The 12,994-nt window shown below is 41.5% G+C and carries 12 protein-coding genes and 1 riboswitch; of the genes, 10 read left to right on the top strand and 2 right to left on the bottom strand.

Features of this window, described 5'->3' with window-relative positions; genetic code table 11:
• Positions 1–34: 34 nt before the first annotated feature.
• The 4 genes from rplM (at position 35) to tsf (ending at position 2,768) form a co-directional block, all read left to right on the top strand.
• Positions 35–487 (top strand): 50S ribosomal protein L13, encoded by a 453-nt coding sequence (gene rplM / locus U5907_05770; GenBank protein WRQ32090.1) that lies wholly within the window; start codon positions 35–37, stop codon positions 485–487.
• A gap of 6 nt (positions 488–493) precedes the next feature.
• The gene (rpsI, locus tag U5907_05775) at positions 494–883 is read left to right on the top strand and encodes a 30S ribosomal protein S9 (protein WRQ32091.1); all 390 of its coding nucleotides are present in this window, start codon (positions 494–496) and stop codon (positions 881–883) included.
• A 167-nt stretch (positions 884–1,050) separates the two neighbouring features.
• Positions 1,051–1,917, top strand: coding sequence for a 30S ribosomal protein S2 (gene rpsB / locus U5907_05780; protein WRQ32092.1), 867 nt, complete (start codon positions 1,051–1,053; stop codon positions 1,915–1,917).
• A 26-nt stretch (positions 1,918–1,943) separates the two neighbouring features.
• Positions 1,944–2,768, top strand: a complete 825-nt coding sequence (gene tsf, locus U5907_05785) for a translation elongation factor Ts (GenBank protein WRQ32093.1) — start codon at positions 1,944–1,946, stop codon at positions 2,766–2,768.
• Between the two features lie 200 nt (positions 2,769–2,968).
• Here the strand turns inward: tsf and U5907_05790 are convergent, their stop codons facing one another.
• Positions 2,969–3,748: a transposase gene (locus U5907_05790; protein ID WRQ32094.1), complete on the bottom strand. Its 780-nt coding sequence runs from the start codon at positions 3,746–3,748 to the stop codon at positions 2,969–2,971.
• 194 nt (positions 3,749–3,942) lie between these two features.
• A riboswitch (FMN riboswitch) is annotated at positions 3,943–4,061 on the top strand.
• On the opposite strand from U5907_05790, the gene U5907_05795 reads away from it, so the two are divergent.
• The 3 genes from U5907_05795 (at position 4,061) to U5907_05805 (ending at position 8,042) form a co-directional block, all read left to right on the top strand.
• The gene (locus tag U5907_05795; protein ID WRQ32095.1) at positions 4,061–6,511 is read left to right on the top strand and encodes a TonB-dependent receptor plug domain-containing protein; all 2,451 of its coding nucleotides are present in this window, start codon (positions 4,061–4,063) and stop codon (positions 6,509–6,511) included. Its footprint overlaps the riboswitch before it by 1 nt.
• A gap of 28 nt (positions 6,512–6,539) precedes the next feature.
• Positions 6,540–7,283, top strand: coding sequence for an ABC transporter permease (locus U5907_05800; GenBank protein ID WRQ32096.1), 744 nt, complete (start codon positions 6,540–6,542; stop codon positions 7,281–7,283).
• Positions 7,284–8,042, top strand: a complete 759-nt coding sequence (locus U5907_05805; GenBank protein ID WRQ32097.1) for an ATP-binding cassette domain-containing protein — start codon at positions 7,284–7,286, stop codon at positions 8,040–8,042.
• A 9-nt stretch (positions 8,043–8,051) separates the two neighbouring features.
• On the opposite strand, the gene U5907_05810 is transcribed toward U5907_05805, so the two are convergent.
• On the bottom strand, positions 8,052–8,711 hold the full coding sequence (locus U5907_05810; GenBank protein WRQ32098.1) for a peptidylprolyl isomerase: 660 nt from the start codon (positions 8,709–8,711) through the stop codon (positions 8,052–8,054).
• Between the two features lie 74 nt (positions 8,712–8,785).
• On the opposite strand from U5907_05810, the gene U5907_05815 reads away from it, so the two are divergent.
• Genes U5907_05815 through dut form a run of 3 tightly spaced genes read left to right on the top strand, consistent with a single transcriptional unit; the run spans position 8,786 to position 12,994 of the window.
• Positions 8,786–11,101: a patatin-like phospholipase family protein gene (locus tag U5907_05815; protein ID WRQ32099.1), complete on the top strand. Its 2,316-nt coding sequence runs from the start codon at positions 8,786–8,788 to the stop codon at positions 11,099–11,101.
• Position 11,102: 1 nt separating this feature from the next.
• The gene (locus U5907_05820; GenBank protein WRQ32100.1) at positions 11,103–12,578 is read left to right on the top strand and encodes an oligosaccharide flippase family protein; all 1,476 of its coding nucleotides are present in this window, start codon (positions 11,103–11,105) and stop codon (positions 12,576–12,578) included.
• The gene (gene dut / locus U5907_05825) at positions 12,560–12,994 is read left to right on the top strand and encodes a dUTP diphosphatase (protein WRQ32101.1); all 435 of its coding nucleotides are present in this window, start codon (positions 12,560–12,562) and stop codon (positions 12,992–12,994) included. Before U5907_05820 ends, dut begins: the two co-directional genes overlap by 19 nt.

Consider the following 12,994-nt stretch of genomic DNA (forward strand, 5'->3'; position numbering starts at 1 on the left):
CACAAATTAATATATTAACCTAAAAATCAACAAAGTGGACACATTGAGCTACAAGACCGTGTCGGCAAATCAGGCTACAGTTACAAAGAACTGGGTAGTCATTGATGCAACCGACCTGGTATTAGGAAGACTTGCGTCAAGGGTCGCTCTGATCCTTCGCGGCAAGCACAAAGCCAACTACACGCCACATGTGGACTGCGGAGACAATGTAATTATTGTCAATGCTACTAAAGTTCGCCTGACTGGCAAGAAGTTGACTGACAAGGTGTACGTTCGTCACACCGGGTATCCCGGCGGACAGAGATTTGCCACTCCTAAGGAGTTGCTGGATCGCAAGCCGCTGGCAGTAGTTGAGCACGCCGTGAAGGGCATGCTGCCAAAAAATCGTCTGGGAGCACAGCTGTTCCGTAATCTTTTCGTTTACGAAGGAGCGGAGCATCCTCATCAGGCACAGCAACCAAAACAAATCAATTTAAACGAAATTTAAACGAGCATGGAATTAATTAACGCCCTTGGAAGACGAAAATCAGCAGTTGCTCGCGTTTATGTGAACCCTGGAAAAGGCAATATTACAATTAACGACAGAGCTCTTGAGCAATATTTTGTTGACGAGTCTCTTCAGTACATTGTTATGCAGCCGCTTGTCCTTACAAACACTCAATCTCAGTTTGACATTAAAGTTAATCTTGATGGTGGTGGAGTTAAGGGTCAGGCAGAGGCTCTTCGCCTTGCAATAGCCCGCGCTCTATGCAAAATAGACGCTGAGGCTCATCGCTCTGTTCTAAAAGCAAATGGTTTCCTTACTCGTGACCCCAGAGAGGTTGAGAGGAAGAAACCGGGACAGCCTGGTGCACGCAGACGCTTCCAGTTCAGCAAACGATAGTATTTATTATCGGTTGAAACTGATTTTTTGCACGGAAAGGATAAAAATTCAAGGATCTTAAAATTTAAGCTACCGGAATTTGCCAATCCGCGGAAAATCCGGGAGACCTTCAAAAAGCTACTCCCGATTGAAGAAAAGAGAAAAACAAACATTTATTACAAGAAAAAATGCCAAGAACAAATTTCCAAGAACTACTTGATGCAGGTGTACACTTCGGCCACCTTAAGAGAAAATGGAATCCTAAGATGGCTCCCTATATCTTCATGGAGAAGAATGGGATACACATTATAGATCTGCACAAGACCGTTATCAAAATAGATGAGGCTGCAAGCGTAATGAAACAACTGGCTCGCGCCGGTCGTAAAATACTATTTGTGGCAACCAAAAAGCAGGCTAAAGACATTGTAGCAGAATACGCAAAAGCAGTAAATATGCCATATGTTACCGAGCGCTGGCCCGGTGGAATGCTTACCAACTTCCCGACTATCCGCAAGGCAGTCAAGAAGATGAACACAATTGACAAAATGATGACTGATGGTACCTACGAGACACTTGCAAAACGCGAGAAACTTCAGGTAACCCGTCAGAGAGCCAAACTTGAGAAGAACTTAGGTTCAATAGCAGACCTTAACAGGCTCCCTTCTGCCCTCTTTATTGTTGACATACAGAAAGAGATGAATGCCGTGAAAGAGGCAAATCGTCTGAATATTCCGGTTATCGCGATGGTTGATACATGTTGCGATCCAGGTCCGATTGATTACGTGATCCCGGCAAACGACGATGCTGCAAAATCTATCTCTCTTATTATGGAGAGACTATCACAGGCAGTAGCTGAAGGCCTTTCAGAGAGGAAGATGGAGAAGGAGAAAGAGGTACAGTCTGAATCTAAAGATGCTCCTGAGGTTAAGAGGACTCGCGCCCGCAAGAGTGCAGCTCCGGCAGCCCCTGCAGCAGAAGCTGAAGCAGCTCCGGTAGCAGAAGCTGAACCAGTAGTTAAAGCTGAACCAAAAGCAGAGGCTGAAGCTGAAAATTAGTAATAACTCCCTTATTTAATATAAAAATGGAAATCAAAGCAACAGACGTTGCCAAACTTCGCCAGATGACAGGCGCAGGAATGATGGACTGCAAGAGCGCTCTTGTAGAGGCTAACGGCGATTTTGACAAAGCAAAGGACATCATTCGTGAAAAAGGCAAACTAGTAGCAGCAAAAAGAGCAGACCGCGAAACCACTGAGGGTTCAGTAATTGCTCTTGCAAACGCAGACAGAACCAAAGCAATTCTAACCTGCCTTGGTTGTGAGACAGACTTCGTTGCAAAGAATGCTGAATTCCAGCAATTGGCAAACAAGATTGCAGATGCTGCTCTTACAGCAATGCCTGCGGATCTTGCCGGACTTATGAAAGTAACTCTGGACGGCCAAACTATTGAAGAGGCTGTAACTCAACAAACCGGAAAGAGCGGTGAAAAACACGCTATTCCTTTCTATGCAAAAATAGAGGCTTCATATATTGCAACATATATCCATACAAATGGTAAAGTTGCAACTGTAGTTGGTTTCTCTAAGAAAGTAAGTGAAACTGTAGGTGACGAAATCGCTATGCAGATTACCGCAATGAATCCTGTTTCTGTAAACAGAGATTCCTGCCCTAAAGAGGTAATTGAAAAAGAGCTTGAAATCTACAGAATCCAGATCCGTGAAGAGGGTAAACCAGAGAATATGGTTGAGCAAATTGCACAAGGCAAGCTTAACAAATTCTTTAAGGAGAGCACACTGGAAGATCAGACATTCGTTCAGGATGGTAAAATCTCCGTAGCTCAGTACCTCAAAAGCGTAGATCCTGAAGTTAAAGTAACCGGATTCTTCAGATTCTCACTTAACGACTAATACTTCTACGACTAATTAGAAAAAAGGGGTGACCAGAAATGGCCACCCTTTTTTTCTTGCACGGCCAAACATCGCCTCAGAGGAAAAGTGTCAAACCATTAATTATCTGCACATTACTGATTGTTTTAAATTTTCTTAACACATTGATTTAGTGTAGTTTGACACTTTTCCTCTGAGGCGATGTTTCTGGCTGCACCCAGCTACTCCGGATTAATCCTGCCTTTTGCAACATCTCTTACAAATGTGTAACTGACATGAAATAAACTAGCCACTTGAATGTAAGTTGCCCTAGTTTCATTACAAAATTTTTTAATCATCACAATTAATTCATTTCGTGTCAATTCATATAAGGATTTGTTGTTAAGAAGTTCTAAAAGGCTCTTTGATAAATCAGAATATTTTACTGGCATCTCCAAATCCTTTTCTTCTCTGAAATCATTTAAATCAAGCTGTGAATTAAGCAGATATTCACTGAATTCAATATAATTTGAAAAGTGGATTTTTACTATCGTATCGTCAACATAAAGTATATTTGAACTCTTAGAGTCATTATTAAAATACTGATTTGCTGACGACCATTTATAGTGAATCGGCTGACTAACCATTCCCGCTTTAACCGGATTGTTTAAGATATAACCGATACAGGTTATTATTTTTTGAATTGTACTTTTGGGTGAGCTGGAATATGGTCCATTGCACAAATTCCCCCTCTTGCTGTATTTTCTATTATACCATCTTACATAACTCATCAAGTATCTTTTCACGAAACTTGTTAGATCCTTTACATTAACCAACAGATGCCAATGATTATCCATAAGAACATATGCATAAATAACAGCACCATTGATTCTTGCACTTTCTGCAATAAGTGACAAAAACTGGATTCGGTCCTCATCATCATAAAAAATAATAACCCTTGAATTTGCTTGCTGATATATGTGGTAGATCCCCACATCTGTGATAACTCTCTTCTTTCTCATCGCCTCAATCTCCCCACCTTTTAAGTTTTCTAAAGTTACAAAAAAAAGTATCGCCTCAGAGGAAAAGTGTCAAACTAGTTTTAATCAAAGCATTATAAAAATGCCAAAGCCCACATAAGAACCTGTCCAATAAATGTTTGACACTTTTCCTCTGAGGCAATTTGTTTTTTCACTATCTTTGCACTTGAAAGAAAAATAATCTTCAGGGCAGGGTGTAATCCCCGACCGGCGGTAAAGTCCGCGAGCCTGTAAAAGGGCAGAACCGTTGCAACTACGGTACCGACAGTTAGAGTCTGGATGAAAGAAGAAATTATGAGACAGAAACAAAATACTTTTCTGGGGGCCATTGCCGGTGGCATTGTCCTCCTGCTCCTGACGGGAGCAACAACTGCAGTTGCCACAACTTACAAGACAGCTTCTGCTGAGTCTTATCTTACAACTCCTGCTTTATCACATCTTAATCAGGACACAACTCAGGACACAACTCGTTTAACCCGTTTAATGTACTTAAGTGACAGTACGCTCTCTTCAAATCTTGGGGAGGTTGTTCTTACTGCTTCATTCCTCAGCGAAAAGAGAAGCCCTCTTAGGCTGGCAACAGTTAACAGGGAGATTATTGAAAGGAGGTCCGCAGGTGTAACATATCCTGAGCTTGTAAAGGATATACCGGGGGTTTATGCCACGAGCGAATCCGGGAGTTACGGGGATGCAAGGTTAAACATTAGGGGATTCAAACAGGAAAATATCTCTGTAATGTTAAACGGGATACCTATTTCCGGTTTGGTTACAGGTAATATGTTCTGGAATAACTGGCTGGGGCTTTCAGATGCTACCCAGGCTATTCAGGTACAGAAGGGAATCGGCGGCTCAATGCTCTCTGATAACTCTGTGGGAGGAACAATAAATATTATCACAACATCGCCATCTGCAGAATCATCTGTTACAACATCTCTTTTCTATACTAGTTACGGGCAGGGGAAGAGCTCGCTTAGCTTGAATTCCGGTGCTCTAAAGGGTGGATGGAACATCTCTCTGATGGGCTCATACGCTTTTGGCAAAGGGTATGTTGAACATACCGATGTGAGCTCCTGGGCGTATATGCTTAATATCAGCAAACGGATTAACGAGAGGCACTCTCTGCTTCTCACTGCACTGGGCTCCCCTGAAAAACATGAACAGCGCTCAGCTAGGATGTCTTATGAGGAATTTGAGAAATATGGCAGCAAGTATAATAAAAACTGGGGCTACATGAGACCCGGAGAGCCATACAATCTAAGTAAAAATTTCTATCACAAACCATACATCACACTTCACCATTTTTACAGACCATCCAGGAGGGTGGAACTTGCAACATCGGCATATATATCTTCAGGAAACGGAGGAGGAAGGTGGTCCGAGTCTAAAGGGAGGAGGATTATTGACTTTATAAAAGATGGTCAGATAGACTGGAGAGGCGCAATTGCTGCAAACAGAAATCCTGACGGCTCCTCTTCAAGTATATTGTCCGATTATCTGGCCGGCCACACTCAGACCGGCATAAAGAGCAACCTTACTATTGAGGGGAAAAATGGATTTTCATATGTTGGAGGATTGCACTACCAGTTTTATTCAACCTGGGAGAAGGAGAGAATCACAGATCTGCTGGGCGGAGACTTCTGGTACGAGGATTATCAAAACAAGTCTCTTGCAGGGGTTGCAGGCAGAGATCCTGTTAAAAAAACAGGTGATATGATAAGGACTGACAACGGAAAAATCATCAGCCATATGACTGTTTATGCGATGACCACATACAGCAAAGGGGGCTGGGAGGCAAGAGCCGGGGCATCTGTTATGGGAAGCACCAACAGCCGCTGGGACAGATACAACTATATTGATGATATCCACAGTGGCACAGCTACTGCGTTAGGATACAGCGTTAAAGGCGGAGCCCTCTACAAGCTCTCAGGGAGAACTTCCATATATCTAAATGGAGCAGCATACAGCAGAGTACCATATTCAGATATTTTTTTCTCATCCGGGAACAATACAATAACTGAGAATGTAAAGAACGAGAGAAACTTTCTTGGCGAGACCGGGGTAAGATACCTCTTTGACAGAGGCTCCTTTGAGGCGACAGCTTACTCGGCTTTATGGAAAAATAAGAGCATACTCTCCGACCCTTACAAACAACAAATGGATGATCTCCCGCATAAATATGTTGTTCAGGGGCTTGATGCTCTCCATTACGGGATAGAGGCCGATATTTTATACAGACCCGCCGGATGGGCCGAGTTGAGAGGCTTTCTCTCTCTGGGAAACTGGAGATGGAAAAATGATGTGTCGGCAATAATTTATGACACATATTCGGGACTGGAGATGGGAAAAATTAATGTTTACAGCGATGGACTGGCTGTAGGCGATGCGCCCCAAACACAAGTCGGGGCATCGGCACTTATTAAACTGGGGCGAAAACTGGAGCTTATGGCAGACTGGAAATTCAACTCCAGGCTCTATGCTGATTTTGATCCGGTATCAAGAAGAGACCCTTCTGACAGAGAAAATTCTTACAGAATGCCGGACTACCATCTGTTAAACGCTACTCTTTCATGGAGGGAGAACATTGGTAAAAGCAAACTAACTCTTTATTTATCAGTTAATAACTTATTGAATACCACTTATATTGAAAGGGGGAGAGATGGCCGTGATCACTCTGCTGATACTTTCACCGGATACTGGGGTTTTGGAATAAATGGGAATCTTGGGGTGAGATTAGCTATTTTTTAGGTAATTTTGCGGAAGTAAAAATTATTCAATGAAAAAGAGCCTCGAACTTCTTGGAAGATACTTTATTCTGATGAGGAAGGTATTTACCAAACCGGACAGGAGATCAATATTTTTCAAGCAATTCTTTACTGATGTCGAGAAACTTGTAATTGACTCAATTCCCATTGTAGCAATTATCTCTTTGTTCATTGGTGCTGTTATTGTTATTCAGACTGCATCAAATATCGAGAGCCCCTTCATTCCCAAGATGTATGTGGGCTATATGGCACGGGAGAGCCTGGTGCTTGAGTTCTGCTCTACTATGATTGCTCTTATTCTTGCGGGAAAAGTAGGCTCAAACATATCGTCAGAAATTGGCAGCATGAGAATTAGCGAGCAGATTGATGCAATGGATATGATGGGTGTAAACTCGGCCAACTATCTTATTCTCCCAAAAATAGCCGCCTCAACTGTTTTTAATCCTCTGCTTATGCTCTTCAGTTTTATGCTTGGGCTGGTTGGAGGGGCTATGATAATTTTGTTTACCGGAATTGTTACTATGAGCCAATATGTTGATGGACTGCACTATGCCTTCAGATCATATTACATATTTTACAGTATGATAAAGATGTCAGTTTTCAGCTTTGTTATTACAAGCATCTCCTCATTCTACGGATACAATGCATCAGGAGGAGCTCTTGGAGTGGGAAGCTCCAGCACAAAAGCTATTGTGGTAAGCTCTGTTATGATTCTTGTGGCAAACCTGGTAATCACTCAATTAATGCTGGGATAGATGATAAAAGTAGAGAGATTAAATAAGTTTTTTGGAGAGAAACAGGTTCTGAAGGATATCTCCGTTGAGTATCAGCCGGGAAAGTGTTCACTCATCATAGGGGCAAGCGGATCCGGAAAGACAGTGTTGTTGAAATCAATAGTAGGCCTTCATAAGCCGGAGAGCGGATCTGTCTGGTATGGAGATATAAACTTCACAACTCTTGACGAGCCGGGAAAAAAGGAGATAAGAAAAGAGATAGGTATGCTTTTCCAGGGTAGCGCCCTCTTTGATTTTGCTACAGTAGAGGAGAATATTCGGTTTCCCATGGACTTTTTTACAAATTGGAGCAGCGAAGAGAAGCTTGAGAGAGTTAATTTCTGTCTTAAAAGGGTAAACCTTTTTAATGTCAACAAATTATTTCCAAATGAACTCTCCGGCGGAATGCAGAAAAGGGTTGGAATAGCAAGGGCAATTGCCCTTAACCCAAAATATCTCTTTTGCGACGAACCAAATTCAGGGCTGGATCCTCACACATCCATTCTTATTGATCAGCTTATACAGGAGATTACTCAGGAGTATAATATAACAACTATTGTAAATACTCACGATATGAACTCTGTTATGGAGATAGGAGATCAGGTCTCTTTTATCCATAAAGGAGAAAAGGTCTGGGAGGGCAGCCGAAATGATATTCTTACGGCTGACAACCCTGACCTTAATGAATTTGTATTTGCCAACAATATGGCTAAACGGATGAAAGAGCTAATGCAGAAATAGTCTGAACCACTATTTTACAGGCTTAACCGATATAATTCTTATATCATTAACCGGTTTGTCTCTTGGGCCTGTTGGTTCTGCTGCAATTTTATCTATTATCTCAATACCACTTACAGTCTCTCCAAATACTGTATACTGACCATCAAGCTGAGCACAGGTAGATGGATCTTCAACAAAATAGAACTGAGAACCGGAAGACTCTCTCTGTGGATTTACCGAATCTGCTCTTCTGGCAGCTGCAATAGCACCTTTTTTGTGTTTGAACTGAGGAAGAATTTCTGCCGGAACAGTGTATCCGGGTCCGCCTGTACCATACCTGTCTGCTGCTGTTGGGTCCTTGGTCAGGGGATCTCCGGTCTGAATCATAAATCCTTTGATTATTCTGTGGAAAAGTATTCCGTTGTAGAAACTTTCAGATGCCAGTTTAACAAAGTTATCTCTGTGCAGAGGGGTCTCTTTATAGAGTTTAATCCTTATTGTTCCTGCAGATGTCTCAATGTCAAATAGTGGCTCCTCGCCTATCTCAGCGGGATTGAATGCTAAATTTGTAGTCATAACCGTAGTATCTTCTTGTTTAATTTGTTCAGATTCCTCTGTCTGTTTTCCTCCTTTGCAGGAAGTTGCCAATAATACTGTAATAATCAGTAGATTGAAAATTATTTTTTTCATAAATTCAAGTTATAAGATTTATACAAAAATTAATACCTTTGTTTGAAGGCAAAATTACCTCAATTACCCCTATTATGCAAGTAAAAAAGATAACCGCCACGCTGCTTGCCGTGCTTATTTCCCTGACTCTGCATTCCCAAAGTGTTGGGCTGGTTCTTAGTGGTGGTGGTGCAAAGGGGCTCTCCCATATAGGCGTTATTAAGGCTCTGGAAGAGAACAATATCCCAATTGATTATGTTGCCGGCACCTCAATGGGAGCTATAGTCGCAGGTCTCTATTCTATAGGTCTGAGTCCTGATGAGATGATTACTCTGTTCAGATCTGATGAGTTTAAATCGTGGCAACAGGGGCAGTCTGAAAAGATGTATGAAACCCATATTTACAGAAGGGATGCTACTCCGGAGCTATTTGGAGCCACATTTAATTTTAGCAGAAAAGAGAAAAAGATAAACTACAACCTGCCAACCAACTTAATCTCTCCGTACCCTATGGATATCGCATTCATCCAGCTCTTTGCATCATCTTCAGCTGCTGCTGAATATGATTTTAACAAGCTAATGGTACCCTTCAGGTGTGTCTCTGCCGATATCGTAAATAAAAAACCTTATGTTCTCAGAAGGGGTGGAATTGGAGAGGCTATAAGGGCATCTATGACCTTCCCCTTTGCCTTCAAACCAATAATGATTGACTCTGTATTGATGTTTGATGGCGGTTTCTACAACAATTTCCCATGGGATGTAATGATCAGGGATTTTAATCCGGACTATATAATAGGTGCCAAATGCTCTACAAATCCCTCTGAGCCGGATACAGATGACCTGCTGGCTCAGCTGGAAAACATGATGATGGTTGAAACCAATTACAACATTCCTCCTGAAAAAGGGGTTCTTATTGATGGGGATTACACAAGCGTTGGTCTGCTGGATTTTGAGATGCTTGATGCAATGGTTCAGAAGGGTTATGATCTGGCAATGAAAAGTATGCCTGAAATTCTGCAGCGGGTAAGAGATAGAAGAAGCGCAAAAGAGCTTTCAGAAAAAAGACTTGCGTTCAGACTTAAGACTCCTCAGCTAATATTTGACAAGATAAAAATTATCCCTGATACTCTCAGAGGCGGGAAAAAGGAGTTTATAATAAACACGCTAACCAATCACAAAAAAGAGCCTGTTAGTTTTGAAATGCTCAAGAGAGGGTACAACAGGGTTGTTGCCTCCGGTTATGTTAACACCTTCTATCCAACAGCAAGGATGAACAGAGACTCTCTTTTTGATATGACTATCAGACTTAGCGAGAGGCCGCCTTTCAGAATTTCAATAGGTGGCAACATCTCCTCATCATCTCTTAATCAGGGGTATATTGGACTTGAATACAGACACTTTAGCCTCTATCCGTGGAAAGTATTCATGGATATGAATCTCGGCAAGTTTTACACCGGGGTCTCACTATCTTTAAGGCAGGACTTTTCAATCAAGCCTTTGCTCTTCTATGAAGCGAGTTTTACTGCTCACAGATTTGATTACTTCAGAGGTAGCCAGACTGAGTCTTACCTTGATAAACTACCTACCAGTATTGAGGAAAATGAGGTTTTCGGAAATATAAAAGTTGGCAGTCCCGTAGATCTGAACAGGAGTATAATTGGTAAGTTCAGTATAACAGCAGGAAGAAACTCATACTCATACTACCTGACAGATAACTTTACCTCTTATGATATTCCTGACAGAACAGGAATTACATATTTCTCACCATCCCTTATTCTGGAAAGAAATACAACAAATTACAGAATTTATCCCACTTCAGGAATTAAACAAAGATTATCACTGGGGTACGCCTATATGTCTGCAAACTATTTTGCAGGAAGCACTTCCGATGAGATAAGATCTGACATTGACATCATAAACAACAGATTAAAGCTGAATATCTATTCAGAGGTTTATCACTCAGTAAACAAGTGGCTAACTATAGGCTCTGTTGCTGAATTGACTATTTCATCAAGGGTAATGCTTGGTGACTATATTTCTACTTTGATAGTCACCCCCTCTTTCCAGCCTACGCCACACAGCAAAACTCTGCTTTTGAAAGGATACAGAGCAAACTCTTTTCTGGCAGTTGGGGTCAACCCTATTTTTCATTTATCTAATTCTGTTTTTATCAGTACTCTCTTTTCATACTTCCAGCCATATAAGTCTCTGATAAAAAACAGTAACGGAACTGCGGGGTTTAGCGGGAGTTTCCCAAGGGGGGATTTTATGAGTAATATTGCAGCTGTATGGCAGTCACCTGTGGGTCCGGTCTCTATCTCTGCCTCCTACTATCCCGGAGCAGATGTAAAGTGGTATCCACAGTTTAATATCGGGCTACTGCTTTTTAAAAACAAATCACTTAACAACTAAAATGAGAGGTTCCATATTACGCAAACTGGCTGGTGAATCGGCAATATACGGGCTTAGCACTGTGCTTGCAAGATTCATAAACTTTCTGTTTGTCCCAATTTATACCACAATGCTTTCTACAGGAAGCTATGGTATTGCAACTGAATTTCTTGCCTATATTGCCATATTGCAGGTTATACTTACACTGGGCCTTGAGACTGGCTGCTTTAACTTTGCCAGTAAGAATAGTGAGCCAAATAAAGTCTTCTCTAATGCACTTATAACCATTGGTGCACTCTCTGCTATCTTCTTTCTTGCCCTAGCTCTGTTCTCAGGCGAGATCTCAGTATGGATGGGTTATAAGGGTTACGGACAGATTATAATTTTCATAGGGAGTATTCTGGCTATTGACTCCTTTACTGCAATACTATTCGCCAGATTAAGGTTTCAGAACAAAGCATACAAATTTGCAATGTTTAAAACCATTAAAATTCTCTCCGAAACTGCATTTAACTTCATCCTCTTCTTTGGTGTTCCCGCCTTTTTTAAAACGCATCCGGATTCAATTCTTGCAGAGTTTATTTCTCTTACTCCGGATTTCACATACATTATTTTTGCAATTTTCCTGAGTGGTATTGTTTCATTGCTGATTTTCATTCCAGATATAGTGGCTCTCAGATTCTCTTTTGACAAAAGACTCTGGAGAGAGATGATGCTCTACTCCCTTCCTCTTATGATCGCAGGTCTCCCGGGGATTATTAACGATACAATTGACAGACCTCTCTTCAGATTCTTTACCCCTGAGGGGCTGGAGTGGAATTCTGAGCTTGGAATTTTTCAGGCCGGAGTTAAAATAGCTGTATTGATGTCGCTATTTATTCAGATGTTCAGGTATGCAGCAGAACCATACTTCTTTAAAAGAGCAGGAGGAGAGAAGTCAAAAGAGGAGTATGCAATGGTGATGGAGCATTTCACAGCATTTACAATGCTGGTTTTCCTGGGTCTTACACTATTTATAGATGTAATTGCGCTTATTATAGGGAAAGATTTCAGGGCAGGGATGGATATAGTCCCGGTTATGCTAATGTCTTATGTTATTCTGGGAATGAACTTTAATGTATCCATGTGGTACAAACTATCGGGAAAAACTAAATATGCAATTTATATAACAGCAGCTGCCCTTCCTGTAACCCTTGCCATTAATATGATTTTTATGCCCCTCTACTCATATCACGCAGCAGCCTGGGCTCATCTGGCAAGCTATGCAGTCATGTTTATACTAAGCGTTTTTATGGGTAGAAAACACTATCCTGTACCATATAACTGGAGACGAATTTTTCTCTTCGTCTCTGCAGGAGTCGCACTCTATCTTATCTCAATCCCCTTTGCAGAGGTCCATCCCCTGTTGAGATACTTTATCCACACCATACTGATTACTATATTCATATTAATATATTTTAAAGTTGAAAAGATAAATATATGGAGGTTAAAATTGTAAACCGCTCAAAAAACGAGCTCCCTCAGTATGCCACAATACACTCGGCAGGAATGGACCTAAGGGCAGACATCAGTGATAGCATTCCAATTCATCCTTTGCAAAGAGTTCTTGTTCCAACCGGTCTCTATATTGAGTTGCCAGAGGGGCACGAGGCTCAGATAAGGCCGAGGAGTGGTCTGGCAGCAAAGCACGGGATAGGTATTGTAAATAGTCCGGGAACAATTGATGCCGATTACAGGGGAGAGATTAAAATAATACTTGTTAATCTCTCTGATCAAGAGTTCATATTAAATCCGGGAGAGAGGATTGCTCAGATGGTTATTGCAAAATATGAGAGAGTTATCCTAAAAGAGGTAGAGGCATTGGGGGAGACAGAGCGTGGCGAAGGGGGATTTGGGTCAACAGGTAAAAAGTAG

It is taken from the genome of Bacteroidales bacterium MB20-C3-3 (assembly GCA_035609245.1).
Classification (GTDB): domain Bacteria; phylum Bacteroidota; class Bacteroidia; order Bacteroidales; family UBA932; genus Bact-08.